The sequence below is a fragment of the Aestuariivirga sp. genome (assembly GCF_044239095.1).
In the GTDB taxonomy this organism is placed as follows: Bacteria; Pseudomonadota; Alphaproteobacteria; order Rhizobiales; family Aestuariivirgaceae; genus Aestuariivirga.
The window spans coordinates 1-24,241 of record NZ_JBIICB010000013.1 but is presented as its reverse complement, the minus strand read 5'-3'; the positions used below and the strand labels follow the sequence as shown (position 1 = coordinate 24,241).

The following is a 24,241-nucleotide window of genomic DNA, read 5'->3' as shown; positions in this document are numbered from 1 at the left end:
AACCCTTGGCCTGCTGTCTTGTTGGGTAAATTCATGGAGGTTTCGGCAATGAAGCGACTTTCCCACAATGCACGTGTGCTGGTGACCGATGGCGGCCGCGCCATCGTGTTCCGAAATGACGGCCAGGTGGGCAAGCCCGACCTGCGCCAGTTCAAGGTCTATGCTCATGATAACCCGCCCAGCCGCGAACTGGGCACGGACAAGGCGCCGCGGGTGAATGAAAGCATGGGCCACCGGGGCTCCGCCTCCGAACAGACGGACTATCACCAGCAGGCCGAAGACCGCTTCGTGAAGAACATCGCCCAGGACATGGAGGCCGACCTCAAGGCAGGCGAATTCGCGGAGTTGATCGTGGTGGCCCCGCCGGTGGCGCTGGGCGTCTACCGCAAGGCCGCCTCGCCGGAGCTTCAGAAGGCGACGCTGATGGAGATCAACAAGGACCTGACCAAACACGCGGCTGCTGAGGTGGCGGAGATCGTGGTCAAGGCGCTTGAAGGCGATTGAGCCCTCCGCTAACGGAAGGCCATGCCCGAGAAGACTGAACCGCCTGCACCCAAGCTGCACGATCTCTTCGTCACCCGCCTCTACCGGGCGGAGAAGATCGTGCCTGCGAAGCTCAACAACGCCCTCGAGGCGCTGGCCATGTCATTGGCGGTTGATGATGAGGCGGGCCTCAAGTGGTGCGACAAGCATGGCTATCCGGGATACACCTCCTACGCTTCGCTCAACGACCTGCCGTGGCGCTTTCCGGAATTCGCCAGGCTGGTGAAGGCGATCGACAAGCATTGCCTGGCCTATGCCAAGGAACTGCACTGGGACCTGCGCGGCACCAAGCCCCGCGTGGACTCACTCTGGGTGAATGTGATGCCCGAGGGCGGCTCGCACACATCGCACATCCACCCCAATTCGGTGATCAGCGGCACCTACTACGTCGCAGTGCCGGAGGGTGCGGGGCCGATCGTCTATGAGGATCCACGGCTTGGCCTGATGATGGCCGCGCCGCCGCGCAAGGCAACACTGCCGCGCGAGTCGAAGTCGCATGTCTCTTTCCACCCGGAGATTGGCACGCTGATGCTGTGGGAAAGCTGGCTCCGCCACGAAGTGCCGCTGAACCGGGCGGAAGGCAACCGCATCAGCGTGAGCTTCAACTACGTGCTGGCGTGATGATCTCCCCCTCGCCCCCACGCATGTGGGGGAGAGGGTTGGGGTGAGGGGGTGTTTCCGCGCATGCCAGCGGCAGGCAGAATGTGCTGCGCTCTCAGCAAGCATTCTTCAACGGGTGAGCGCGCGGATGGACCCCCTCACCCTGCCCTCTCCCCCGGTGGGGGAGAGGAATGACTCTGTCAGCCAAAAATCCGGTCGCCCATCTGGTCGACCATCTGCTGGCCTTTCATGATGGCGTGATCGGCGGCGCCTTCCTCGTCGGCGAAACGGTCAGCACGGATGAAGCGGTGCTCCTTCGTTTCCCCGCCGATGACCTTGGAGATGGTGCCGCAAGTCTGCCACTGGCCGGCCTCCTTGTAGGGCGTGGCGGCGATCACATAGCCATTGTAGTCGATCTGCTTCTTCGGACCGGCCGGGGCGCTGCCGCCGGACGATCCACCGCCGAAAAGCTTCTTCAGGAATGACATGGGTCCGGAACTCCGTTGGGCTGTGCGATGGCCAGACCCTAACGGGCGGCCTCGCCAATTTCAATCACGGGCGAGACGACGTCTTGCGTCACCTGCCAATGAAGACAGGGGTCCAGCTTCATGAAAACACCCGGCGCGAGGCCGGGTGTGATGGTGGAAGGACGGATGAGGCGTCCGATTAATTATCGAGGAAGCTCCGGAGCTTCCGGCTGCGGCTCGGGTGCTTGAGCTTCCGCAGCGCCTTGGCTTCAATCTGGCGGATGCGTTCGCGGGTGACCGAGAATTGCTGGCCAACTTCTTCCAGCGTGTGGTCCGTGTTCATGCCGATGCCGAAGCGCATGCGCAGCACGCGCTCTTCGCGGGGCGTGAGGCTCGCCAGCACGCGGGTCGTCGTTTCGCGCAAATTGGCCTGGATCGCGGCGTCGATGGGCAGGATCGCGTTCTTGTCCTCGATGAAGTCGCCTAAGTGTGAATCCTCCTCGTCACCCACAGGGGTTTCGAGCGAGATTGGCTCCTTGGCGATCTTCATCACCTTGCGGACCTTCTCGAGCGGCATGGAGAGCTTGTCGGCAAGCTCTTCCGGCGTCGGCTCGCGGCCGATCTCATGCATCATCTGGCGGCTCGTGCGCACGATCTTGTTGATCGTCTCGATCATGTGCACGGGGATGCGGATGGTGCGGGCCTGGTCGGCGATGGAGCGGGTGATGGCCTGGCGGATCCACCAGGTCGCATAGGTCGAGAACTTGTAGCCGCGGCGGTATTCGAACTTGTCGACCGCCTTCATGAGGCCGATGTTGCCTTCCTGGATCAGGTCCAGGAACTGCAGGCCGCGGTTGGTGTATTTCTTGGCAATCGAGATCACCAAACGGAGGTTGGCTTCCACCATCTCCTTCTTGGCGATGCGCGCCTCGCGCTCGCCCTTCTGCACCATGGCGACGATGCGGCGGTATTCGGGGATCTGGAGCCCCGTTGCGGTGGCGAGGTCGAAGATCTCGTCGCGGATGACCTTGATCGAGTCCTTCTCGTCATTGACGAACTTCTTCCAGCCGAATTTGGTGAGGCGGCCCACGCGCTTCAGCCAGTCGGGGTCGAGTTCGTTCGACTGATATTCCTTCAGGAACTCAGGCCGCGGCACCTTATAGGTTTCAGCCAGGCGCATGAGGCGGCCTTCAAGCGCGTTGAGGCGCTTGTTGATGTCATAGAGCTGCTCGACGAGCGCCTCGATGCGGGCGTTGTTGAGCGAGAGCGATTTCACCTCGGCCACGATCTCCTCGCGCAGCTTCTTGTAGCGGCGCTCCTGCGAGGGGGAGAGTTCAGTGCCTTCCGCCACTTCCTGGTCCTGCAGCTTGCGCAAGGATTTATAGTTCTTGGCGATGTTGTCGAAGATCTCAAGAACCTTGGGCTTCAGCTCCGCTTCCATGGCGGAGAGCGACACGCCGAGGTCATCACCCTCATCGTCATCATCATCCTCCACCTGCGGCTTGTCGAAATCCTCAGGGCTCAGCACGTCGCCGAACTCGTCATCGGGTGATGGGCGGCGGACATTGGCGGCAACCCGCTTGGCTTCGGCGCGCTTGGCCTCCGCCTTCTTCTTCACTTCTTCCTTGGGCGGAACGTAGGGAGCGGGCGTCTGCACCGGGCCCTGCTTCTTCGCATCGGGGCCGGCATAGGTGGCCTCGAGGTCGATAATGTCGCGCAGCAGGATCTTGGCTTCGTTGAGCTCATCACGCCAGATGATGATGGCCTGGAAGGTGAGCGGGCTTTCGCAAAGCCCTGCGATCATCGCCTCGCGGCCTGCCTCGATGCGCTTGGCGATGGCGATTTCGCCCTCGCGCGAGAGCAGCTCCACCTGGCCCATTTCGCGCAGATACATGCGGACGGGGTCATCCGTGCGGTCGGCAGGCGTCTTGGCAGCCTCGACCTTGATGAGCGCGGTTTCGGTGGATTCGCCCTCTGCCTCGGCCTCGACCTTGGCGGCGAGATTCTCGGATTCCTCTTCCGACTCGACCACGTTGATGCCCATGTCATTGAGCATCGCCATGATGTCTTCGATCTGCTCGGGGCTCGTTTCCTCGGAGGGGAGAACGGTGTTGAGCTCGTCGAGTGTCACGTAGCCGCGCGCCTTGGCGGCCTTGATCATGCGCTTGACCGCGGCATCCGACAGATCGAGGATGGGGGAGTCGGTACCATCCGAGCCCTGCGCCTCCGGAGCTTCGGCATCATCGCCCGCAGTCTGGGCTTCCTGCTCGTCCGGGGCGGGTGCGCGCACTTGGGCTCGGGCCATGAAAAAGTCCTCAGATCTTGGGCGGGGCAACCGCCTTAGCAGCGTTGTGATTCGGGGTCAAAACCTAAGGACCAGCGCGTTAAGCACAGATTAACCCACAGATTTGATCCCGAACCGGGTTCAGGCCGCCTCAGGTGATGGCGTCTGCAGTCCGTCCGCTCGCGGCGCCAAAGCCCTCGATCTGGGCTTCCTGGCCGGCATGAGATGACAACTGCTCGCGCACCGCCTTGAGGGCGTTGAGCTTTTCCTCCGTCGGGTCGGTCGCAAAAGCGGCTTCAGCCGCCTTGAGCTCCCGCTCGAGGGTGACAGTTTTCCGGTGCAGGGCGATCATCTGACGGAGGCCTGTGCGGGCGTCATCTTGCGCTGCCCCGCTCCCAAGGAACCATTCGTTCAGCCGTTTCGCCTGGGATTCAAGCCGGCCCAGCAAAGGGCCGGATCCCAAAGAGTCTAAGTGGGCCCGAAGATCCGTCCCGTCAAGTCCGGAACCAAGGGCGGCGCTATCTATGATTTGGCTGCGCAGCGAGTCAAGCTCGTGCACGGTCATCTCAAGGCTGGCGAACTCGTCCAGGAACTCATGCAGAAGGTCCGGGTGGTTGACCAGGGTGAGCACGATGAGCCGCTCCCTGCGCTCCGCACCGGCACGGAAATTGGGCTGCGCCGCGAGCTGGCGCAATTGCGCGGTGGGTGGCTGCTGGATTTCCCAGGGGCGCCGTCCTGCCTTGAAGGGACGCCTGTCGCCCCCAGGGGAAGCCTGGCGGCGGCCGGCCTGATTGCGCAATCCCCCTGCCGGTTGGAACAGGGCACGGGTGCGCTCCGCGAACTCGGCAAGATAATGCCGTTTCACAGATTCATCCGACAAGTTATTGATTGTATTTCGTAATTCCTTCTCGAACTGAGCCCGCCGTTCCGGGGTCGCGCGGTCATTCAGGGAGAGGGCGCGCTGCCAGAGCATGTCTGAGAGCGGCTGGGAGGCCGCGATCACGGTGCGCACGGCCTCAGGGCCCTCGGACTTCAAAAGGTCATCCGGGTCCTGGCCTTCGGGAAGCAGGGCGAAGCGGAGGGAATGGCCTGGCTCCAGCAGCGGCAGCGCCAGATCCAGTGCGCGGTATGCGGCCTTCAGGCCAGCCTGGTCGCCGTCAAAGCAGAGCACCGGCTCGGCGGACTGCTTCCACAGGATGCGCAGTTGGTCTTCCGTCAGCGCGGTTCCGAGGGGGGCCACTGCCTGCGGCAATCCGGCACGGTGCATGGCGATGACATCGACATAGCCCTCAACCGCGATGATCTGCCCCTTCTCATGGGCGGGCCCCCTCGCCTTATCGAGATTGTAGAGGACGTGGCCCTTGTGGAAGAGCGGGGTTTCCGGCGAGTTCAGGTATTTGGCGGGCACGTCCTTCGACAGGGCCCGGCCGCCGAAGGCGATGACCCGTCCGCGCGGGTCACAGATCGGGAACATGACGCGGTCCCGGAAGCGGTCATAGGCGACAGGAATGTCCTCGCCCGCGATGACGAGGCCCGCTTCCGCCATCTGCTCCACGCCGATGCCCTTGCCGGCGAGATGGCTTCTCAGCGCCGAGCGGTCATCCGGGGCATAGCCCAGCCGGAATTCCTTCTGAATGGCGGGGGTGAGCTGGCGGTCCGCCAGATAGCCCCTGGCGCGGGAACCGCGGGCGGCCTGAAGCTCCGCCTCGAAGAACGCCGCCGCGATCTCCATCACGTCATAAAGGCTGGCGCGCTGCTCCTCCCGCTTCTGGTCGGCTTCCGACACCACCGGCATGGGAAGGCCCGCCTCCTGCGCCAGCCGCTCGACCGCCTCCGGAAAGCTCAAGCCTTCCTTCTCGACAAGGAAGGTGAAGATGTCGCCGGAGGCCTTGCAGCCGAAGCAGTGGTAGCGGCCCTTGCGGTCCTCGACATGGAAAGACGGGGACTTCTCGCCATGGAAGGGGCAGCAGGCCCAATAGTCCCCCTTGCCCGGGTTGGACTTGCGCCGGTCCCACGTGACCTTGCGGCCGACAACCGACGAGATCGTCACCCGGCCGCGGATGTCTTCAAGGAATGACGGGGGCACGCGCATGAGCGAACATGTGCGCCACCCCGGCCCCGAGTTCAAGCATGTAGAACGAAGGGCGAATGCCCATGCCCGACGCTCGGCGCTGCTGTGCCGGCGGCGAGGGTGGCGGGCGATGGGTCTTGCCCCTATGGTCGCGCACCATGCAGACCGCCAAACCCCTCTGGCTCATCGCCGCGCCCATCATCTTTCTCCTGCTGTGGTCTGGCGGATTTCCCATTGCCAAGCTGGGGATCGCGCATGCTGAGCCCATGAGCTTTCTCAGCCTGCGTTATGGGCTGGTGCTGGTGCTGCTGCTGCCAATCGCGGTGGTGCTGCGGCCGCCCTTGCCGGAGCGGCGTGCCGACTGGTTTCACCTCGCCATGGTCGGCTTCCTGATCCAGACCATTTATTTCGGCCTCTCATATATCGGCTTCAAGGCCGGCATCTCGGCGGGAGGGCTGGCCATCATCGTCTGCCTGCAACCGATCCTTGTGGGCATCATCGCGCCACACTTTGCCGGGGAGAAGGTCAGCGCGTTGCGTTGGGCGGGCCTGGCGCTGGGGCTTCTCGGCGCGGCGGCGGTGATCCTGTCACGCTCCAGCGTCGAACTCGAGCACCCGCTGGGCGTGGCGGCAGGGGTGGGCGCGCTGCTTGCCATTACCGCAGGCACGCTCTGGGAGAAGCGCTTCGGCAGGAACCATCACCCGGTCACCTCAAACCTGGTTCAATATGCAGCCGGCCTCGCCGGAACGCTGCCGCTGGCGCTCGCCTTCGAGAGCTTCAGCTTCGAATGGAACCTGCCCTTCGCCGGAGCGCTGGCCTATCTGGTCATCGGCAACTCGATCATCGCCATGTCGCTGCTGCTCGCCATGATCCGGGCGGGGGAGGTGAGCCGCGTGTCCTCGCTGTTCTATCTCGTGCCGCCGATCGCCGCACTCATGGCCTGGCCGCTCCTCGGGGAGGAAATGCCGCCACTCGGCTGGGCAGGCTTCGCGCTGGCCGCCGCGGGCGTGGCGCTGGCCCGGCGCTGACATCTTGCGCAGCGCCGTGATTGCATACAAACTGGCTTCCGGCACGTAAACAGACGGCCATAACGGAGTAAGACATGCCTATTGCCTATACTGCCCACGCAACCTCGACCGGCGGCCGCGACGGACGCGGCAAGTCCAACGACGGCAAGCTCGATCTCGCCCTGTCACTGCCCACGGAAATGGGCGGCGACAACAAGGGGACCAATCCGGAACAACTCTTCGCGGTGGGCTATTCGGCCTGCTACCTCGGCGCCATCAGGTTCGTCGCAGGCAATGAGAAGGTGACGATCGGTCCGGATGCCGCCGTGACAGCCCATGTCGGCGTCGGCCCGCGCGAGGACGGCGGCGGCTTCGGCCTCGAGGTGGCGCTCGACGTGAGCCTGCCCGGCCTCGACAAGGCCAAGGCCGAAGACATTGCCACCAAGGCCCATGTGGTGTGCCCCTACTCCCACGCCACGAAGGGGAACATCAAGGTCACGACCAACATCGTCTGATGCCCGGTCAAGGCGGGAGAGGTGCGGGGCCGCACGGGCGGCAACGCATCTTTCCCGGGTGACCCGGCCCTTGCCGGACCATAAGCCTTCGGCGCCCTCCCGGAAGGAACGAACATGGCCCTGACCGACCGCAAAGTGATGACGTTCGACGTCGTCGGAACGCTGATCGACTTCGAAACCGGCATCCTCGACTATGTACAGGGCCGGGCCAGGGCCGCCGGGGTGAGCCTTGCCGATGCGGTCATCCTCGAAGCCTATGCACGGGCCGAGGACCGGCAGCACCATGAGACCCCGCGCCTGCCCTTTCCGTCCATGATGGCGCCAATGTACCGGGAGATGGCAGAGCTGCTGGGCCTGCCCGGTTCACACGCCGATGCGGAGGCGTTTCGCCTTTCGATTCCGCGCTGGCCTGCCTTTCCGGATTCGATCGCGGCGCTGAAGCGCCTCAGAAGGCGCTTCCATCTCGTGGCGATGACCAATTCGGACAACTGGGCGCTCTCCCATTTCGCGCGCACACTCGACCTACCCTTCGACGACATGGTGACAGCGGAGATGGTTGGCTGGAACAAGCCGGATCCGCAGGTTTTCGCCTTCACCCGCGGACGGCTGTCAATGGAGGGTTTCGCCTTCGGCGACATCATCCATGTGGCGCAGAGCCAGTATCATGACATCGCGGTGTCATGCCGGCTGGGCTACCATACGTGCTGGATCGAGCGGCGGAAGGGCAAGCCCGGCGCCGGCGCCACGCCCACCGTCGAGGATGTGGCCATTCCCGATTACCATTTCGCCAGCCTTGGCGAACTGGCGGATGCTGTGGAGCAGGGAAAATAGGAAAATAATATTTCCTATGTATTGACTTTTTTCCTATAAACTGATAGATGTCTTTCAGCGTGCCTTCTGCTGATTGACATTGTGAATCTGTTTGTGACGGCCACCCCCAATGCCGTCATTCCGGCGAAGTCCGGAACCAAGGGGCGGGCTCCCGCATGGGCAGAGAGCGGGAGGCGGGCCCTTGCCGGAATGGGCGAGGTGAGGGCGTTGCTCTACCCCAGCAGCGCCTTCACGATGCCGCCGGCCTTGCCCATGTCCATCTGGCCCGCGAACTTCGCCTTGAGCTCGGCCATGACCTTGCCCATGTCCTTGACCGAGGTGGCGCCGACCGCCTTGATGACCTCCGCCACGGCGGCCTTGGCTTCCTCGTCGTTCATCTGCTTGGGCATGAAGGACTGGATGACGGTGATCTCGTCACGCTCGGCCTGGGCGAGTTCGGGCCGGCCGCCCTGGTCGTAGGCGGCAATCGAGTCCTGGCGCTGCTTCACCATCTTGGCGAAGAGCTCCATGATCCCCGCGTCAGAGGTCAAGGCCGAGTCATGGCCATCGGTGCGGCTGTTGATGTCCTTGTCCTTGATGGCGGCCTGCATCAGGCGCAGCGCGCCGAGGCGCTTCTTGTCGCCCGCCTTCATCGCGTCTTTGAGTGCCGCTGTAATGTCCTCGCGCAGTCCCATGGCCGATCTCCTTGATTTGCAAAGAGAGATAGCGGTTTGGTCAGCCGCTTACAAAAAATTTCTGGCGGATTGTCGAAATGCCCCTGCCTCGCGGCTCAATGGCATGCAGGGTGGAATCGACCGCCCCGCCGCAGTGATGATAAACTCAAACCCGAAAGGACACCCAAACACCATGCAGTACATGCTCGTATTCGTCGAAACCGCCGAAGACCTTGCCAAGCGCGAGAGCGCCGAGGCTCCGGCTTACTAGGCGAGCTGGGGAGCCTATGTTCAGGCCGTGAATCAGGCTGGTATCGTCGTCTCCGGCGCGGGCCTGATGCCGCCCGCCATGGCCACGACCGTCAAGGTGCGCGACGGCAAGCGGCACGTTCAGGACGGGCCCTATTCCGACGCCAAGGAGCAGCTTGGCGGCTTCTATGTGATCGACGTGCCGGATCTCGATACGGCCCTTGACTGGGCGGCGAAGTGCCCGGCCGCGGCCTATGCCTCGGTCGAGGTGCGCCCAGTGTTGAAAATGGGCGAATGACGGCGGACGCCGCTGCGCGTGCGGCGGATCAGGCGGCCCGGCAGAGCTATGGCCGCCTGATCGCCTATCTGTCCGCCCGCTCGCGCAACATCCCGGCCGCCGAGGATGCGCTTGCCGAGGCGTTCCGCGCAGCACTTGAGGCGTGGCCCATCTCCGGCATTCCGCAATCGCCCGAGGCCTGGCTGCTGACGGCGGCGCGGCGGGTGATGGGAAAATCTGCCCGGCACCAGAAGCTTGCCGCCGCGAAGGCGCCACAGCTGGCGTTGGAGATCGAGGAGGCCATGGCCATGATCGAGGCGGAACTGGATGGATTTGGCGATGACCGGCTGCGGCTGATGTTCGTTTGCGCCCATCCGGCGATTGATGCCGCAGCACAGACGCCGCTGATGCTGCAGACTGTGCGGGGCCTTGATGCGGCGCGCATTGCCGCGGCCTTTCTCGAGCAGCCCGCCACCATGGGCCAGCGGCTGGTTAGGGCCAAGGCGCGCATCCGCGATACGGGGATGCGCTTCGCGGTGCCTGAGGCGGAGGAGCTGCCGGAGCGGCTCGATGCCGTGCTGCAGGCGATCTATGCCGCCTTCACGGCGGGCTGGGAAGATGGCGGGGCGTTGTCAGCCGAGGCGATCTGGCTGGGGCGCGTGCTGCTTGCCCTGATGCCGGACGAGCCGGAAACAATGGGCCTCCTCTCCCTCATGCTGGCCTCAGAGGCGCGAAAGCCCGCGCGGCGGCAGGGCGGCGCCTATGTTCCGCTCGACCGGCAGGACATGAGCCTGTGGGACACCGCGATGCTCGCCGAAGCCGAGGGCCTGCTTCGGCGGGCGGGCAGCCGGAACCGATTCGGGCGGTTCCAGTGCGAGGCGGCGATCCAGGCGGTGCATGCGGCGCGGCGCTTCACGGGGGAAACGGACCTGCCCGCGCTGCGCACGCTCTACGCGGCGCTGGTGCAACTCTCGCCCTCAGCCGGTGCATTGGTGGGCCAGGCCGCAGTCTCCGACCCGCAGGAGGGCCTTCGCCTTCTCGCCGCAATCCCTGAAAAGTCAGCGGCCGGTTACCAACCTTTCCATGCCGTGAGGGCCGATCTTTTGCGGAAGCTGGGCCGCCACGCCGAGGCCGCTTCGGCCTATGCGCGGGCCATCGAACTGTCGCCCGACCCCGAAGTGCGGCAATTCCTGTGGAGCCGCATGGCCCACCAACCTTGACGGCCCCTGCCCCTTCCCCTAACCAGCCTCAAATTCCCAGGAGCCTGCCATGCCGAGCGCAAAAAAGCCTGCCAAGGCCAAGACACCCGCACGCCCCCAGTTCGGCGACTGGGACCAGCCCCGCGTGACGGCCCTTCTCGTGCTGGCGGATGGCACGGTGATCGAGGGCTTTGGCGTGGGGGCCGAGGGGGAGGCGGTGGGCGAGGTGTGCTTCAACACCGCCATGACCGGCTACCAGGAGGTGCTGACGGACCCCTCCTACGCCGGGCAGATCGTGACCTTCACCTTCCCGCATGTGGGCAATGTGGGCACCAATGACGAGGACATCGAGACGACCAACCTCGCGGCCTCCGCAGGGGTGGTGGGCTGCATCGTCAAGGAGCCGGTGACGGAGCCCGCCAACTACCGCTCCGCCCGGCACTTCGACAAGTGGTTGAAGGCACGCGGCATTATCGGGCTTTCCGGCATCGACACGCGGGCCCTGACCGCGCGCATCCGCGAGAAGGGCATGCCCAACGGCGTCATCGCGCACAATGCCAAGGGCAAGTTCGACCTGAAGAAGCTGAAGAAGATGGCGGCGGACTGGCCGGGCCTTCTCGGCCTCGACCTGGCCAAGGAGGTCTCCCTCACCCAGCGCATGGAGTGGGACGAGAAGCTGTGGGACTGGGAAAAGGGCTATGAGCGTGCCGAGGGCGGCAAGTTCAAGGTCGTCGCGGTTGATTACGGGCTGAAGCGCAACATCCTGCGCTGCCTCACCTCCGCGGGCTGCGACGTGACGGTCGTTCCCGCCACGACCAAGGCCGAGGACATCCTCGCCATGAAGCCTGATGGCGTGTTCCTGTCCAACGGACCGGGCGACCCGGCGGCGACGGGGGAATATGCGGTGCCGGAGATCAGGAAGCTCGTCGACTCGGGCAAGCCCCTTTTCGGCATCTGCCTTGGCCATCAGATGCTGGGCATCGCGCTTGGCGCCAAGACGGTGAAGATGCACCAGGGCCACCATGGCGCGAACCATCCCGTGAAGGACTTCACCACCAACAAGGTGGAGATCGTGTCCATGAACCATGGCTTCGCGGTGGAGCGTGAGTCGCTGCCTGAGGGCGTGGTGGAAACCCATGTCTCGCTGTTCGACGGGTCCAACGCCGGGATCGCGCTCAAGGACAGGCCGGTGTTCTCAGTGCAGCACCACCCGGAAGCCTCGCCCGGGCCGCAGGACAGCCATTACCTGTTCCAGCGTTTCGTCGACTACATGGAGAAGGCGAAGCGCTGATGTCCTTTGCGGAACTCGACCACCTCTGCCGCCGCCTCGAGGCCCTTGACCATGCGCAGTCCATGCTGGGGGTGGATGAAGCCGTGAACATGCCGGACGGCGGCGGCGAGAAGCGCGCCGAGGCGATGAGCGCTTTGGCCTCCATGGCGCATGAGATGGCGACCGCACCGCAGATTGCCGGCTGGATCGGCGCGGCCGAGCAGGAAGACCTCGATCACGCGCAGAAAGCGGCGGTCGCGGAATTCAAGCGCGCCTATATCAACCGCACCTGCCTTTCCTCCGACTTCGTGGCGAGGCAAGTGAATGCACGGATGCGCTGCGAGCAGCTGTGGCGCACGCTTCGCGCCAGGAACGACTGGAAAGATTTTCTGCCCACCTTCGAGAACGTCGTTTCCCTGGCGCGCGAGGAAGCGGCCCGGCGCGCCGAGGTGCTGAAGCTCTCGCCCTATGACGCGATGGTGGAGCAATATGACCCGGGCAGCCGCACGGCGGAGATCACGCGTGTGTTCACCGACCTTAAGGCCTTCCTCAAGGGCTTCATTCCCGAGGCGCTGGAGGCACAGGCGCGCAGGCGCGCGGCCCATCCGCTGAAGCCCTTCGCGGGGCCCTTCCCCGCCGAGAAGCAGAAGGCGCTGGGCCTTGAACTGATGACGGCGGTGGGCTTCGACTTCCACCACGGGCGGCTCGATGTGTCACACCACCCGTTCTGCGGTGGTGTTCCCTCCGACGTGCGCATGACGACGCGCTACCGGACGGATGAGTTCCTGTCATCCTTGATGGGCATCCTGCATGAGACTGGGCACGGGCTCTATGAGCAGAACCTGCCGCATGACCTGGCGCACTGGCCCAGCGCCAAGGCGCGCGGCATGGCGATGCATGAAAGCCAGAGCCTGTTGCAGGAAATGCAATTGTCGCGGCGCCCGGAGTTCTGGGCCTTCGTGCTGCCCAAGGCGCGCGACATCCTCGGCCTCGAAGGCGTGAGCGCCGATGACGTGCTGGCTCACGTCCATCGCGTGGAGCGCGGCTTCATCCGCGTCGATGCGGACGAGGCGACCTACCCGCTGCATGTGATCCTGCGCTTCGAGATCGAGCAGGAACTGGTGACGGGCAAGCTGATGCCGGCGGATGTTCCCGAGGTCTGGAACGCCAAGATGCAGGACTATCTCGGCCTCTCGACGGCTGGCAACTACAAGGACGGGCCGATGCAGGACGTGCATTGGCCGTCCGGCGCCTTCGGCTATTTCCCGAGCTACACGCTGGGCGCTATGATGGCGGCACAGCAGTGGGCGGCCGTCGAACGCGCGGTGCCCGATGCGGCAGCGCAGGTCGCTCGCGGCGATTTCAGCGCCATCAATGGCTGGCGGAAGGAAAACATCTGGTCGAAGGCCTCGACGCTCTCCACGCCCGAGATCATGCGGCAGGCAACCGGCGAGCCGCTGAATGCGCGCCATTTCGAAGCGCATCTCAAGGCGCGCTACCTCGGCTGAGGCCGCGCATCACGGCGTGTATTTGGGCCGCGTGTTGGCGAATTGGACCTCGGTGACCTGCGGTTCTCCCGGGCAAATCGACTTGATCTGGGCGCGGTCCGAATTGGTGAAATAGGCATTGAGCGATTTCGAAATGACGGCGGCGTTGGACATTGAATTCTTCCCGCAGGGACAGCTGCGGCTGTCCTTCTTCGGCACGATGTGGTGTACCTCGGGGGAATTCCAATTGCCGGAGACTTCGGCCAGGTTGAACGGCTCCTTGCAGATGCCGGGCGCCACCTGGTCGCATTTCCAGGATCCCTTGGGATAGCAGAAGCCGGCGAAGTCCGACTTGACTTTGCCGCCGTGCGCGGGCTTCGCGCGGTTGATGTCGGTGATCTGCTTCTTCTGGTTGATGGTGTAGATCATGCCGCGATAGGCCTGCGTCTCGGTCGTGCTGCAGACGGAGTAGCTGTGGCTCTGGTCGAAATTGCTGTAGGGGCCGCTGACCGGCGTGTTGCAGTAGGAGAAGTCCTCCTCGACGATGTCGACCTGCTCGATCAGGGTCGTGCCTTCGCCGCAGACCTCGCCCGGCAGATAGACCGGCTGTCCATTCGCCTTCTTGCATTTCTGAGCGGCATTCGAGGGTTCGCCGCTGCGGCAGTAGGCGCAGCGGAACATGGGTGGCGCACCCTGCTGCGGTGGCGGGGTGGCGCCGGTGCCGCAGAAATAGTCGGGCACCTGGTTCCAGTTCGCATCATACTTCCACGGGTCGAGGTAGAGTGTGCGCACATTGGCCATGTAGCGGCAGACGTCTTTCCCCTCCCCCTTGAAGAAGCACCGGAACAGGCCATCGCCGCCGGTAAAGCAGGACTTGGGGTATTGCTGGGTGTAGATGTGCTCCTCCGTGTCCTGTGTGCCCGCCTCGGAAACGTGCCAGCGCTTGCAGGAGGGATTGGTGTGCTCCGGCTTCAGCCCGCCGCCGGCAAGGCCGTCCTTGCACAGGGCCTTTCTTTCTTTCTGGACGGCCTGAAACGGCGTATTCTTCTTCGCTACCGGAGGTTTTTTGATGACCGGGTCAGCCCAGGTGGCGGGCACCGCCATGAATGCCAGCATCACAATTGCAAGCACTGTCCGCAAAGCATTGGGCATCGACGCTCTCCCCTTGCACCCGAGATTGGAATTGATATCACGAAACGTCTGCCAAATCTACCTATGGTTACGCCAGCGCCGACCAAGTCTGCCGTAGGGATGGGCTTCGCGCCTTGCAAAGGCCCCGTTTTTCCGTCATAAGCCGCCTCGCTTAAGGCATCTGGCCGGGGGCTGAACGGAAGGGTCATGAAAATGGCCAGGGGGAATACCCCGTCTTCCCGTGTCTCCGCTCTTTCGTTTGACCGGTCTTTCGAGCCTTTCTGAGGGTTCGAAAGAGGCTCTGCGCCGGGTGCTCGAGGCTGTTGAAACACAACGAAAGGCATATCCATATGGCTCTTTACGAGCACGTGTTCATGACTCGTCAGGACGCTGCCCCGGCTCAGGTCGAGGCGCTGACGGAACAGTACAAGGGGCTGATCGCCGCTGGTGGCGGCAAGGTCACCAAGACTGAATACTGGGGCTTGAAGTCCCTCACCTTCCGGATCCGCAAGAACCGCAAGGCGCATTACACGCTCTTCAACATCGATGCCCCGTCTGCCGCCGTGCAGGAGATGGAGCGCCAGATGTCGATCTCGGAAGACGTCATCCGCTTCATGACCGTGAAGGTCGAAGCGCATGAGGATGGCCCCTCTGCCCAGATGCGCCGCCGCGAGGACCGTGAGCGCCGCGAAGACCGTGTTGAAGCCACCGAGGAGAGCAACTGATGTCCGCTCCGCAAGCCCGCAGGCCTTTCTTCCGCCGCAAGAAGAGCTGCCCCTTCACCGGCGATAACGCGCCGAAGATCGACTACAAGGACGTGCGCCTTCTGCAGCGTTACGTCTCCGAGCGCGGCAAGATCGTGCCGAGCCGCATCACCGCGGTGTGCGCCAAGAAGCAGCGCGAATTGGCGAAGGCCATCAAGCGCTCACGCTTCCTGGGCCTGCTGCCCTACGTGTTGAAGTAAGGAGTACGCAACATGGAAGTCATTCTTCTGGAGCGCGTCTCCAAACTCGGCCACATGGGCGAGGTGGTGAAGGTCAAGGACGGTTATGCCCGTAACTTCCTTCTCCGCCAGGGCAAGGCGCTGCGCGCCACCGACGCCAACAAGGCCAAGTTCGAGCGCGACCGCGCGGCCCTCGAGGCCCGCAACGCCGAACGCCGTGCCGCTGCCGGCCAGGAAGCGAAGTCGCTGGACGGCAAGAGCTTCACACTCATCCGCCAGGCCGGTGAATCGGGCCAGCTCTATGGCTCCGTCAGCCCCCGCGACATCGCGGATGCAGCAGGCGCCATGGGCGTCAAGATCGACCGTGGGCACATCATGCTCACCAGCCCGATCAAGACGATCGGCCTTTACCAGGTGCTCGTGTCTCCGCACCCCGAAGTCGAGGTGACGGTGACGGTGAACATCGCCCGCTCGCCCGAGGAAGCCGCCGCCCAGGCGCGCGGCGAGGACCTCACGGGGCCCGTCTCCGACCGCGCCGAGATCCGCGCGGCCGCCGAGGCCCTGTTCGAAGAAGCACAGGCAGACGCCGCCGCTGAAGAAAACAGCTGACGCTTCGTCCCAGGCATCAATGAGAAGGGCCGCTCTCTGGAGCGGCCCTTTTTCTTTGGCCGGACCAGCGCGTTACACGCATAACGGGAAGTAGTACACTTTTTTTCCATTTTCGCGCACAGTCCCCCGTTAACTCTTGTGAATTCAACCCCTTGCGCGCGCCGATCCACTGACATTAAACTTTCGTTAATCTGTGAGGCACCGGGGGGTGCTGTTTGCCGTTGATGCAAGGCGGTGAAGTTAAGGGAGTGCACCGATGTACGGATTTCTTGATCGCGCATTGAATACGCTCGTGACGAAGGGAACGCTGCGGGTAACTGACCCGGGCGGCATCGTCCATGACTATGGCGATGGCAGCGGCGTGCCGGTGAACCTGCACATCAAGACGCCGATCGCTGCGGCGAAGGTGGCCGCCGACGCGGACCTCTATTTCGGCGAACTCTATATGGATGGCAGCCTCGACGTGTCGGGTGGCAGCACGATCTATGACGTCATCGCAATCCTGATGGAGAGCACGCCCACCCACCGCCTGCCCAAGGTGGCGAAGGCGGCCTATGCGGTGCGCAAGGCGATAAAGCGCGTCGACCAGTACAATCCGGTCGGCAAGGCCAAGAGCAACGTGGCGCATCACTACGATCTGTCGGGAAAGCTCTATGACCTGTTCCTCGACCGCGACCGGCAATATTCCTGCGCCTATTTCGAAACCGACGATGGTTCGCTGGAGGATGCGCAACTCGCCAAGAAGCGCCACCTCGCTGCAAAGCTTGACATCAAGCCGGGAATGAAGGTGCTCGACATCGGGTCAGGCTGGGGCGGACTTGGCCTCTACATCGCGGAGATCTGCGGCGCGGAGGTGACGGGTGTGACCTTGTCGGAGGAGCAGCACAAGGTCTCCAGCGAACGCGCCAAGCAGAGAGGCGTTTCGGACCGGGCGCAATTCCACCTGAAGGACTATCGCCACCTCGACCAGAAATTCGACCGCATCGTTTCCGTCGGCATGTTCGAGCATGTTGGCGTGGGCCACTTCAAGGAGTTCTTCACGCAGGTGAACGGCCTGCTGAAGGATGATGGCGTGGCGGTGCTCCATTCCATCAACCGCTCCGACGGGCCCGGCGCAACCTCGGCCTGGATCAAGAAGTACATCTTCCCCGGCGGCTACATCCCCGCCCTCTCCGAAGTGCTGCCGCATATCGAGAAGGCTGGGCTCTATGTCACCGATGTCGAAATCCTGAGGCTGCACTACGCCAAGACGCTGCGCGAATGGGGCAACCGTTTCGCCGCCCACCGCGACCGCGCGAAGGAACTCTACGACGAGCGCTTCTGCCGTATGTGGGAGTTCTACCTCGCGGCCTCCGAATGCGCCTTCCGCTATGGCGGCATGAACAATTTCCAGATCCAGTTCGTCAAGAACCAGCATGTGCTGCCGTTGACGCGGAATTACATCTTCGAGGAGGAGGAGCGGCTGCGGGTCATCGACTCGAAGTTGCCCCGGCTGAAATCGGTCTCCGTGGATTAACCCCGGGGAGCCTTGCGGGCATTGTGGATAGCGGGCAAAAGGCGCATAAAAGCGCCGCAAACGTTCGCTATTTGTTTACTCTGATCACATGACATCCATTGCCCCGCTTCGCGCCGTCGAAACCGCCGGTGACGACCCCTACCGCACCCAGCCCCACAACCTGGAAGCCGAACAGGCGCTGCTGGGCGCGATCCTCGTGAACAACGAGGCCTGTGACAAGGTCTCGGGCTTCCTCGGCCCGGAGCATTTCTTCGAGGCGCTTCACGCCCGCATCTTCGAGGCCGCTTCGACCCTGATCAGAATCGGCAAGCTCGCCAGCCCGGTGACGCTCAAGAGCCATTTCGAGAACGACCAGACGCTGAAGGAGATCGGCGGCACGGCGTATCTTGCACGGCTCGCCGCCAATGCGACGACCATCATCAATGCCGAGGAATATGGGCGCACCATCTACGAACTGGCCCAGCGCCGGAAGTTGATTGGCGTGGGTACGGATCTCGTCAACGAAGCCTTCGAGCCTGATATCGAGGATTCGGCCAGGGACCTGATCGAGCGCGCCGAACAGACGCTCTATGCCATGGCCGAGACAGGCAAGTATGGCCAGGGCTTCCAACCCTTCACCCGCGCGCTCACCGATGCGGTGGACATGGCGGCGAGCGCCTACCAGCGCGATGGCGGACTTTCCGGCATTTCAACGGGCCTCAAGGACCTCGACGAGAAGATGGGCGGGTTGCAGTCCTCCGACCTCATCATCCTCGCGGGCCGGCCCGCCATGGGAAAGACCTCGCTTGCCACCAACATCGCCTACAACATCGCCAGGGCCTACAAGGCGGAGCACAAGCCGGACGGATCGGTGAAGGTCAATGACGGCGGCGTCGTTGCCTTCTTCTCGCTCGAAATGTCAGCCGAGCAGCTGGCAACCCGCATCATCTCAGAGCAGGCGATGATCCCCTCGGAGAGAATCCGCCGCGGCAAGATCACGGAAGAGGAGTTCGCCAAGATCGTCGAGGTGACGCGCGAAATGCAGTCGCTGCCACTCTACATCGACTCCACCGGCGGCCTCACCATCGCGCAGCTGGCCGCGCGCGCGAGACGGCTGAAACGCCAGCGCGGCCTGGGCCTCGTGGTGGTGGACTATTTGCAGCTCCTCACAGGATCCTCCCGCCGGGCTGCCGAAGGCCGCGTGCAGGAAGTCTCCGAGATCACCGTCGGCCTCAAGGCGCTGGCCAAGGAGCTGGCGGTGCCGATCGTCGCCCTCTCGCAGCTCTCCCGCCAGGTGGAGAACCGCGATGACAAGCGCCCGCAACTCGCCGATCTTCGCGAGTCTGGTTCAATCGAGCAGGACGCCGACGTGGTGCTCTTCGTCTACCGCGAGGAATATTACCTCGCACGCAAGGAGCCGCGCCCCAACACCCAGGAGCATTTCGACTGGCAGGAGCAGATGAACCGGGTGAACGGCGTTGCCGAGGTGATCATCGGCAAGCAGCGCCACGGCCCGACGGGAATCGTCGAACTGCAGTTCGAGGCCAGCCTCACGAAGTTCCAGAATCTCGTGCGTGCCGACTATCTGCCTGAGCGCTTCGAGTAAACCCTCGACTACTCGTTAAAATTGATTCAACATCCAATCCTTGCGTTAAGTCAAAAATGGGTGGAAACGATTACAAATTGCGCGCGTCTGGGGCATCCTGACCCCAAATGAGGCAGGCATGTCACCGCCGTTGAACAGCCCCGTGGGGTTTTCGCCCCACCGCAACTTCGCCGACAATCTGCGTGCCCTGTGCGCGCGCCACGGCTCGATTGCTGCTGTCTGCACGGCAATCGGCATGAACCGCCAGCAGTTCAACAAATACCTCGCCGGATCGACCCTGCCCAACGCACCCGCGCTGGAGAAAATCTGTGGTTTCTTCGCGGTTGCCCCGGAGAGCCTGTTTCAGCCTCCGCAGGCCCCTGGCACGGCGCTGCCTGCCGGGGTTCCGGCAGAGATGGCCTCAGCGCTCCTCAGGATGCGAAACAGCACGCTGCGGCAGGGCTGCTACCATTTCTACACGCCATGGCCGCGAGAACCGGGCAAATGCGTGCGCGCAGCACTTTTCATACATCAAAGGGACGGGGTGACGCTGTTCAGCCGCTTCACCAAGTTCCGGCATTCCGGCTCCCGCCAGCGCTACCACCTGTCCGGCCGGCATGACGGCATCGTACTCGAATCGGACAAGGCAAAATTTCTTCTCGCAACGAACCGCAAAGGGCTGGGGGAAATGAGCCTTGTTTCGATCGGCGTCGAAGGCGCCCTGAGCACGGATTTCCAGAGCGGCCTGGCGCTGATCATGGAACCGGCAGGACGGCCCATGGCTGTGCGCGCGACGCTCCAATACCGTGGGGCGCAATCGATTTTGCGGCAGGTGATCTCGGAGGCCTGCATTCTGCCGCTCACCGACCCCGGCATTCCCGAAGACGTGCGGCAGTCGATGAACGCGCCGCACGAGGCAGCCGATCCCTATCTGCTACCCTTCAGCCTGCTGGACAGCCTGCCGCAACTCGCGCGGCGCGGCGCTACGGGCTGATCAGCCTGCAGTCTTCTCAGGATCGAACTTGCCGAGCGCCAACATGGCGGCAACGATCTTGCGGGTCCGGACTGCAATCGGTTTCGATGCCTTCAAACGTCGAATCGATCCGGGCATCTGGGCCCTGAATGCGTTGAACAGGACCTGCTCAAAGTGATCGTAGCGGTTGGGTCCGCCGGGACGAACCGGTTGCCAAAGCGTGTGGCCATCTCCCTGGGTTGCCTTGCGGACAGCCCGCAGCACGCTGCGCAATTCCTTGAGGTCACACTTAACTGCTGCAAACTTGCTGTCCGGACCACCGGACCTCTGGCTTGCTGCGGAGCCGCTCTCGAGAGCAGCTGCGGTTCCATCCATTTTTCTCTCCCCCAATGGAATGTCGCGACTGAATGGTTTTCACCTTCATTAGGTTGCAAATTATGAAATCCATTTCATATGAGCAATTTCGCTCTGCTTTCGCTCCTCCCGATAATCCGGGTCATGCTTTCCGAGTCGCGTACTTGATCGGGGGCTCCGGGCACCTTATGGCCAAGGGGGAAAGGACGACGCTTGATGATGCCGACGCCGGAAGACCTTGCTGGAGCCGTGCTGACCATTGACCTGGTAGCACTGAAGGAGAACTGGCGGACGCTCAACGCCCGCGCCGGCGCGGCCGAGTGCGGGGCGGCGGTGAAGGGCAACGCCTATGGGCTGGGAATCGCCCCCGTGGCGCGCAGCCTGTGGGAGGCAGGCTGCCGGAGCTATTTCGTGGCACGGCCCAAGGAGGGCGAGGAGCTGCGCGCCATACTGCCGGACGCCACGATCTATGTGCTGGACGGGCTGTTTGCCGGGCAGGCCGAATTCTACGCCAAGCTAAACCTTTGTCCGGCCTTGATTTCCTTCTCCGAAGCGCAGGAATGGGCCAGTTTCGGGCGAGCCTATGGGCGAAAGCTTCCATGCGCCATCCACGTTGACACGGGGATCAACCGGCTGGGGTTTTCCATGGCGGAATTTGACACCCTTCTGGGCGACAACTTCACCATGGAAGGCCTCAACATCTCCCTGCTGATGAGCCACCTCGCCTGCGCCGATGACGCCGGACACCCGATGAACGCACGCCAGGCGGAGGCCTTCCGGGCGGTGCGGGCAAGGCTTCCGGGCATTCCGGGAAGCCTTGCCAATTCGAGCGGCATCTTCCTGGGCGAAGGCTTCACCCATGACCTCGTGCGCCCCGGCATTGCGCTGTATGGTGGAAATCCAACGCAAATGGCGGGGAACCCGATGCGTGCCGCCGCCATTCTGGAGGGGTCAGTCATGCAATTGCGGGACATCAGCCCGGGCGACACGGTGGGCTATGGCGCGACATGGGAGGCCCAGCGGCCGGGCCGGATCGCCATCCTCGGGGCGGGCTACAAGGACGGCGTGCCGCGCGCCCTCTCCTCCCGCGCGCCGGAAGGGCCTGCTCAGGTTTTCATCGGCGGAACACGCTGCCCGGTCATCGGGCGGGTTTCCATGGACATGATGGCGATTGACGTGACAAGCCTTCCGCGGGGCACGGTGGCGCGCGGAACCAGGGCCGAAATCCTTGGCCGCAACATCGCCATCGACGAGGCGGCCTCCTGGGCGGGCACCATATCCTATGAGTTGCTCACGAGGCTGGGCAGCCGCTATGCACTGTTCTACACAGGTCTCGAATCGGACGGCAGCGCTTGAACATTCTTGCCCATATCGGCCGTGCCACGCTGGCGCTGCTGGAAGAAATCGGCCGCGTGGCGCTGTTCCTCAAGGACGCGCTGCTGCAGGGCCTGACACCCAAGATCTTCCTGCGCCAGATCCTCGAGCAGATGCTGAGGATCGGCTACTTCTCGCTGCCCGTGGTGGGCCTCACCGCCTTCTTCACCGGCGGCGCGCTGGCGCTGCAGATCTATCTCGGCTCATCGCGCTTCAACGCCGAAAGCCTTGTTGCCTCAATCGTGGCGCTGGGCATCACGCGCGAGCTGGGGCCCGTGCTGGCAGGGCTGATGGTGGCGGGACGCGTCGGCGCGTCAATTGCCGCCGAACTCGGCACCATGCGGGTGACCGAGCAGATCGACGCGCTGGTGACGCTCGCCACCAACCCGTTCAAGTATCTGGTGGGACCGCGCATCATCGCCGCCGTGGTGACGCTGCCGCTGCTCGTCGCCATCGGCGACACCATCGGCATCATGGGCGGCTATATCGTGGGCACCCGCTCGCTCGGATTTAACTCCTATGCCTATATCCGCAACACGGCTGACTTCCTGGAGCTTGACGACGTGACCTCGGGGCTGATCAAGGCCGCGGTCTTCGGCTTCATCATCGCGGTGATGGGTTGCTACCACGGCTTCAACTCCAAGGGCGGCGCGCAAGGTGTGGGCCGGGCCACGACCAATGCGGTGGTCTCCTCGGCGATCCTGATCCTCGCTGCGAACTTCGCGCTCACCTCGCTTCTGTTTGCGGAGTGATGGGCATGGCTGAGGGTCACATCGTTCTCGACGGCGTCCGGAAGAGCTTCGGGCCGAAGCATGTGCTGAACGGCATCAACCTTTCGGTGCCGAAGGGCCATTCGCTGGTGGTGATCGGCGGCTCCGGCACGGGCAAGTCGGTGATGCTCAAGTGCATCCTCGGCATCATCCAGCCGGACGCCGGCTCGATCCGCATCGCGGGCGAGGAGGTCGTGGGCCTCACCGGCAAGGCACGTGACGCCTATCTCTCGCGCTTTGGCATGCTGTTCCAGGGCGCGGCCCTCTTCGACTCGCTGGCGGTGTGGGAAAACGTGGCCTTCGGGCTGATCCAGGGCCGCCACATGGCACGCGCCATGGCACGCGACATCGCCATCGAAAAGCTGAGGCAGGTCGGGCTGGGACCGGAAGTGGCCAATCTCTACCCGGCCGAGCTTTCAGGCGGCATGCAGAAGCGTGTGGGGCTAGCGCGCGCGATTGCCGCCGACCCCGAGATCATCTTCTTCGACGAGCCGACGACGGGCCTTGACCCGATCATGGCGGACGTCATCAACAACCTGATCGTCGACTGCGTGAAGCGGCTGGGCGCCACCACCATCTCGATCACCCACGACATGGCATCGGCCCGCAAGATCGCCGATGACATCGCCATGATCTACCGGGGCGAGATCCTGTGGCAGGGCCCTGCGAAGACAATCGACGAGAGCGGCAATCCTTATGTGGAGCAGTTCATCCACGGCCGCGCCGAAGGGCCGATCACCATGGACGTGCTGAAGCCGTAGACGGCGGAACTGGCGGAGAGACCCCCTCACCCTGCCCTCTCCCCCCGAGGGGGAGAGGGATAACTCGTTTCTTCCCCCTCGCCCCCGTAGGGGGAGAGGGATAGATAAAAATATCTTCTTGTGTTTATACTCCCCCTCGCCCCCGCAGGGGGAGAGGGCTGGGGTGAGGGGGTGCGTCCGTGGTCTCTGACGCGACGAGCAGCAAGCGAAAGCGGCGGAGCCACTTGCAGCGCCATGCCAAGCTGATGCGCCGGGAGCCGACGGAGGCTGAGGCGCGGTTCTGGCATTATGCGAAGAACCGCGGGATTGGCGGGCTGAAGTTCCGGCGGCAGGTGGCGGTGGGGCCCTATATCGCGGATTTTCTGTGTACGGAGGAATGTCTGATCGTCGAGATCGATGGCGGGCAGCATGGGCAGGAGCGCGACGCGGCGCGGGATGCGTGGTTGCACGGCGAGGGCTTCCGGGTGCTGCGGTTCTGGAACAACGATGTGCTGGGGGACATGAGCGCGGTGGGAGAGACCATCCTGGCGGAACTGGCGGTTCCCCCTCACCCTGCCCTCTCCCCCGGAGGGGGAGAGGGATAGTTTCCTTTCTTCCCCTCGCCCCCGCAGGGGGAGAGGGATGGTTTCCTTTCTTCCCCCTCGCCCCCGCAGGGGGAGAGGGCTGGGGTGAGGGGGTGCGTCCGTGGTCTCTGACGCGACGAGCAGCAAGCGAAAGCGGCGGAGCCGACATAGGCTGGGGCGATGTGCTGAAGCCGTAGGCGGCGGGCTCGCGGAGAGACCCCCTCACCCTG

General features: G+C 63.6%; 25 protein-coding genes and 1 pseudogene. 20 read left to right on the top strand and 6 right to left on the bottom strand.

What is annotated here, in order from left to right:
• Positions 1-48: 48 nt before the first annotated feature.
• Both ACILRA_RS02430 and ACILRA_RS02425 read left to right on the top strand, forming a co-directional pair.
• A complete protein-coding gene (locus tag ACILRA_RS02430) occupies positions 49-504 on the top strand; it encodes a host attachment protein (protein ID WP_395660499.1) in 456 nt (151 codons plus the stop codon).
• Positions 505-525: 21 nt separating this feature from the next.
• Positions 526-1,164 (top strand): TIGR02466 family protein, encoded by a 639-nt coding sequence (locus ACILRA_RS02425; protein ID WP_395660498.1) that lies wholly within the window; start codon positions 526-528, stop codon positions 1,162-1,164.
• A gap of 179 nt (positions 1,165-1,343) precedes the next feature.
• On the opposite strand, the gene ACILRA_RS02420 is transcribed toward ACILRA_RS02425, so the two are convergent.
• The 3 genes from ACILRA_RS02420 to dnaG all read right to left on the bottom strand — a co-directional run bounded on the left by ACILRA_RS02420 (position 1,344) and on the right by dnaG (position 5,986).
• Positions 1,344-1,631: an HlyU family transcriptional regulator gene (locus tag ACILRA_RS02420; protein ID WP_395660497.1), complete on the bottom strand. Its 288-nt coding sequence runs from the start codon at positions 1,629-1,631 to the stop codon at positions 1,344-1,346.
• Positions 1,632-1,809: 178 nt separating this feature from the next.
• Positions 1,810-3,915: an RNA polymerase sigma factor RpoD gene (rpoD, locus tag ACILRA_RS02415; protein WP_395660496.1), complete on the bottom strand. Its 2,106-nt coding sequence runs from the start codon at positions 3,913-3,915 to the stop codon at positions 1,810-1,812.
• Between the two features lie 130 nt (positions 3,916-4,045).
• Positions 4,046-5,986 carry a DNA primase gene (dnaG, locus tag ACILRA_RS02410; RefSeq protein WP_395660495.1) on the bottom strand — a complete coding sequence of 647 codons (1,941 nt, stop codon included), beginning with the start codon at positions 5,984-5,986 and terminating at the stop codon, positions 4,046-4,048.
• Positions 5,987-6,048: 62 nt separating this feature from the next.
• On the opposite strand from dnaG, the gene ACILRA_RS02405 reads away from it, so the two are divergent.
• The 3 genes from ACILRA_RS02405 to ACILRA_RS02395 all read left to right on the top strand — a co-directional run bounded on the left by ACILRA_RS02405 (position 6,049) and on the right by ACILRA_RS02395 (position 8,318).
• Entirely contained in the window at positions 6,049-6,993 is a 945-nt protein-coding gene (locus ACILRA_RS02405) for a DMT family transporter (protein ID WP_395660494.1), read from the top strand.
• Between the two features lie 74 nt (positions 6,994-7,067).
• Complete coding sequence (locus ACILRA_RS02400) at positions 7,068-7,487, top strand: organic hydroperoxide resistance protein (RefSeq protein WP_395660493.1); 420 nt, start codon at positions 7,068-7,070, stop codon at positions 7,485-7,487.
• A gap of 114 nt (positions 7,488-7,601) precedes the next feature.
• Complete coding sequence (locus ACILRA_RS02395) at positions 7,602-8,318, top strand: HAD-IA family hydrolase (RefSeq protein WP_395660492.1); 717 nt, start codon at positions 7,602-7,604, stop codon at positions 8,316-8,318.
• A gap of 212 nt (positions 8,319-8,530) precedes the next feature.
• Here the strand turns inward: ACILRA_RS02395 and ACILRA_RS02390 are convergent, their stop codons facing one another.
• Positions 8,531-8,992 carry a GatB/YqeY domain-containing protein gene (locus ACILRA_RS02390; RefSeq protein WP_395660491.1) on the bottom strand — a complete coding sequence of 154 codons (462 nt, stop codon included), beginning with the start codon at positions 8,990-8,992 and terminating at the stop codon, positions 8,531-8,533.
• On the opposite strand from ACILRA_RS02390, the gene ACILRA_RS02385 reads away from it, so the two are divergent.
• The 5 genes and pseudogenes from ACILRA_RS02385 to ACILRA_RS02365 all read left to right on the top strand — a co-directional run bounded on the left by ACILRA_RS02385 (position 8,991) and on the right by ACILRA_RS02365 (position 13,474).
• A complete protein-coding gene (locus ACILRA_RS02385) occupies positions 8,991-9,242 on the top strand; it encodes a hypothetical protein (RefSeq protein WP_395660490.1) in 252 nt (83 codons plus the stop codon). The two genes, ACILRA_RS02390 and ACILRA_RS02385, sit on opposite strands and share 2 nt — an antisense overlap.
• A gap of 21 nt (positions 9,243-9,263) precedes the next feature.
• A pseudogene (locus tag ACILRA_RS02380) lies at positions 9,264-9,518 on the top strand (YciI family protein); the annotation flags it as partial.
• Entirely contained in the window at positions 9,515-10,717 is a 1,203-nt protein-coding gene (locus tag ACILRA_RS02375; protein WP_395660489.1) for an RNA polymerase sigma factor, read from the top strand. The pseudogene ACILRA_RS02380 and the gene ACILRA_RS02375, both read left to right, overlap by 4 nt.
• Positions 10,718-10,766: 49 nt before the next feature.
• Positions 10,767-11,987: a glutamine-hydrolyzing carbamoyl-phosphate synthase small subunit gene (gene carA / locus ACILRA_RS02370; protein ID WP_395660488.1), complete on the top strand. Its 1,221-nt coding sequence runs from the start codon at positions 10,767-10,769 to the stop codon at positions 11,985-11,987.
• Positions 11,987-13,474, top strand: a complete 1,488-nt coding sequence (locus ACILRA_RS02365; RefSeq protein WP_395660487.1) for a carboxypeptidase M32 — start codon at positions 11,987-11,989, stop codon at positions 13,472-13,474. The genes carA and ACILRA_RS02365 overlap by 1 nt, the downstream gene beginning before the upstream one ends.
• A 9-nt stretch (positions 13,475-13,483) precedes the next feature.
• Here ACILRA_RS02365 and ACILRA_RS02360 read toward each other — a convergent pair whose 3' ends face one another.
• The gene (locus ACILRA_RS02360) at positions 13,484-14,605 is read right to left on the bottom strand and encodes a hypothetical protein (protein WP_395660486.1); all 1,122 of its coding nucleotides are present in this window, start codon (positions 14,603-14,605) and stop codon (positions 13,484-13,486) included.
• 329 nt (positions 14,606-14,934) lie between these two features.
• Between ACILRA_RS02360 and rpsF the strand changes: the two genes are divergently transcribed.
• The 6 genes from rpsF (at position 14,935) to ACILRA_RS02330 (ending at position 20,210) form a co-directional block, all read left to right on the top strand.
• Positions 14,935-15,309, top strand: coding sequence for a 30S ribosomal protein S6 (gene rpsF, locus ACILRA_RS02355; RefSeq protein ID WP_395660485.1), 375 nt, complete (start codon positions 14,935-14,937; stop codon positions 15,307-15,309).
• Positions 15,309-15,548 carry a 30S ribosomal protein S18 gene (rpsR, locus tag ACILRA_RS02350; protein WP_290546472.1) on the top strand — a complete coding sequence of 80 codons (240 nt, stop codon included), beginning with the start codon at positions 15,309-15,311 and terminating at the stop codon, positions 15,546-15,548. Before rpsF ends, rpsR begins: the two co-directional genes overlap by 1 nt.
• Before the next feature lie 12 nt (positions 15,549-15,560).
• Complete coding sequence (rplI, locus tag ACILRA_RS02345) at positions 15,561-16,136, top strand: 50S ribosomal protein L9 (RefSeq protein WP_395660484.1); 576 nt, start codon at positions 15,561-15,563, stop codon at positions 16,134-16,136.
• Positions 16,137-16,392: 256 nt separating this feature from the next.
• Entirely contained in the window at positions 16,393-17,652 is a 1,260-nt protein-coding gene (locus tag ACILRA_RS02340) for a class I SAM-dependent methyltransferase (RefSeq protein ID WP_395660483.1), read from the top strand.
• Positions 17,653-17,740: 88 nt separating this feature from the next.
• The gene (locus ACILRA_RS02335; RefSeq protein WP_395660482.1) at positions 17,741-19,237 is read left to right on the top strand and encodes a replicative DNA helicase; all 1,497 of its coding nucleotides are present in this window, start codon (positions 17,741-17,743) and stop codon (positions 19,235-19,237) included.
• A 118-nt stretch (positions 19,238-19,355) separates the two neighbouring features.
• Positions 19,356-20,210: a helix-turn-helix transcriptional regulator gene (locus ACILRA_RS02330; RefSeq protein WP_395660481.1), complete on the top strand. Its 855-nt coding sequence runs from the start codon at positions 19,356-19,358 to the stop codon at positions 20,208-20,210.
• Here ACILRA_RS02330 and ACILRA_RS02325 read toward each other — a convergent pair whose 3' ends face one another.
• Complete coding sequence (locus tag ACILRA_RS02325) at positions 20,211-20,564, bottom strand: hypothetical protein (RefSeq protein ID WP_395660480.1); 354 nt, start codon at positions 20,562-20,564, stop codon at positions 20,211-20,213.
• A gap of 195 nt (positions 20,565-20,759) precedes the next feature.
• Here ACILRA_RS02325 and alr point away from each other — a divergent pair, with 195 nt between their 5' ends.
• The 4 genes from alr (at position 20,760) to ACILRA_RS02305 (ending at position 24,032) form a co-directional block, all read left to right on the top strand.
• Positions 20,760-21,899, top strand: a complete 1,140-nt coding sequence (gene alr / locus ACILRA_RS02320) for an alanine racemase (protein ID WP_395660479.1) — start codon at positions 20,760-20,762, stop codon at positions 21,897-21,899.
• Positions 21,896-22,669, top strand: coding sequence for an MlaE family ABC transporter permease (locus tag ACILRA_RS02315; RefSeq protein ID WP_395660478.1), 774 nt, complete (start codon positions 21,896-21,898; stop codon positions 22,667-22,669). Before alr ends, ACILRA_RS02315 begins: the two co-directional genes overlap by 4 nt.
• A gap of 5 nt (positions 22,670-22,674) precedes the next feature.
• Positions 22,675-23,448 (top strand): ABC transporter ATP-binding protein, encoded by a 774-nt coding sequence (locus ACILRA_RS02310; protein ID WP_395660477.1) that lies wholly within the window; start codon positions 22,675-22,677, stop codon positions 23,446-23,448.
• 224 nt (positions 23,449-23,672) lie between these two features.
• Positions 23,673-24,032 (top strand): endonuclease domain-containing protein, encoded by a 360-nt coding sequence (locus ACILRA_RS02305; protein ID WP_395660476.1) that lies wholly within the window; start codon positions 23,673-23,675, stop codon positions 24,030-24,032.
• Positions 24,033-24,241: the final 209 nt, after the last annotated feature.

Coding starts and splice junctions, on each gene's coding strand:
- ACILRA_RS02430 (WP_395660499.1), top strand. CDS start 49: ATGAAGCGACTTTCCCACAATGCACGTGTGCTGGTGACCGATGGCGGC.
- ACILRA_RS02425 (WP_395660498.1), top strand. CDS start 526: ATGCCCGAGAAGACTGAACCGCCTGCACCCAAGCTGCACGATCTCTTC.
- ACILRA_RS02420 (WP_395660497.1), bottom strand. CDS start 1,631: ATGTCATTCCTGAAGAAGCTTTTCGGCGGTGGATCGTCCGGCGGCAGC.
- rpoD (WP_395660496.1), bottom strand. CDS start 3,915: ATGGCCCGAGCCCAAGTGCGCGCACCCGCCCCGGACGAGCAGGAAGCC.
- dnaG (WP_395660495.1), bottom strand. CDS start 5,986: ATGCGCGTGCCCCCGTCATTCCTTGAAGACATCCGCGGCCGGGTGACG.
- ACILRA_RS02405 (WP_395660494.1), top strand. CDS start 6,049: ATGCCCGACGCTCGGCGCTGCTGTGCCGGCGGCGAGGGTGGCGGGCGA.
- ACILRA_RS02400 (WP_395660493.1), top strand. CDS start 7,068: ATGCCTATTGCCTATACTGCCCACGCAACCTCGACCGGCGGCCGCGAC.
- ACILRA_RS02395 (WP_395660492.1), top strand. CDS start 7,602: ATGGCCCTGACCGACCGCAAAGTGATGACGTTCGACGTCGTCGGAACG.
- ACILRA_RS02385 (WP_395660490.1), top strand. CDS start 8,991: ATGGCCGATCTCCTTGATTTGCAAAGAGAGATAGCGGTTTGGTCAGCC.
- ACILRA_RS02390 (WP_395660491.1), bottom strand. CDS start 8,992: ATGGGACTGCGCGAGGACATTACAGCGGCACTCAAAGACGCGATGAAG.
- ACILRA_RS02375 (WP_395660489.1), top strand. CDS start 9,515: ATGACGGCGGACGCCGCTGCGCGTGCGGCGGATCAGGCGGCCCGGCAG.
- carA (WP_395660488.1), top strand. CDS start 10,767: ATGCCGAGCGCAAAAAAGCCTGCCAAGGCCAAGACACCCGCACGCCCC.
- ACILRA_RS02365 (WP_395660487.1), top strand. CDS start 11,987: ATGTCCTTTGCGGAACTCGACCACCTCTGCCGCCGCCTCGAGGCCCTT.
- ACILRA_RS02360 (WP_395660486.1), bottom strand. CDS start 14,605: ATGCCCAATGCTTTGCGGACAGTGCTTGCAATTGTGATGCTGGCATTC.
- rpsF (WP_395660485.1), top strand. CDS start 14,935: ATGGCTCTTTACGAGCACGTGTTCATGACTCGTCAGGACGCTGCCCCG.
- rpsR (WP_290546472.1), top strand. CDS start 15,309: ATGTCCGCTCCGCAAGCCCGCAGGCCTTTCTTCCGCCGCAAGAAGAGC.
- rplI (WP_395660484.1), top strand. CDS start 15,561: ATGGAAGTCATTCTTCTGGAGCGCGTCTCCAAACTCGGCCACATGGGC.
- ACILRA_RS02340 (WP_395660483.1), top strand. CDS start 16,393: ATGTACGGATTTCTTGATCGCGCATTGAATACGCTCGTGACGAAGGGA.
- ACILRA_RS02335 (WP_395660482.1), top strand. CDS start 17,741: ATGACATCCATTGCCCCGCTTCGCGCCGTCGAAACCGCCGGTGACGAC.
- ACILRA_RS02330 (WP_395660481.1), top strand. CDS start 19,356: ATGTCACCGCCGTTGAACAGCCCCGTGGGGTTTTCGCCCCACCGCAAC.
- ACILRA_RS02325 (WP_395660480.1), bottom strand. CDS start 20,564: ATGGATGGAACCGCAGCTGCTCTCGAGAGCGGCTCCGCAGCAAGCCAG.
- alr (WP_395660479.1), top strand. CDS start 20,760: ATGATGCCGACGCCGGAAGACCTTGCTGGAGCCGTGCTGACCATTGAC.
- ACILRA_RS02310 (WP_395660477.1), top strand. CDS start 22,675: ATGGCTGAGGGTCACATCGTTCTCGACGGCGTCCGGAAGAGCTTCGGG.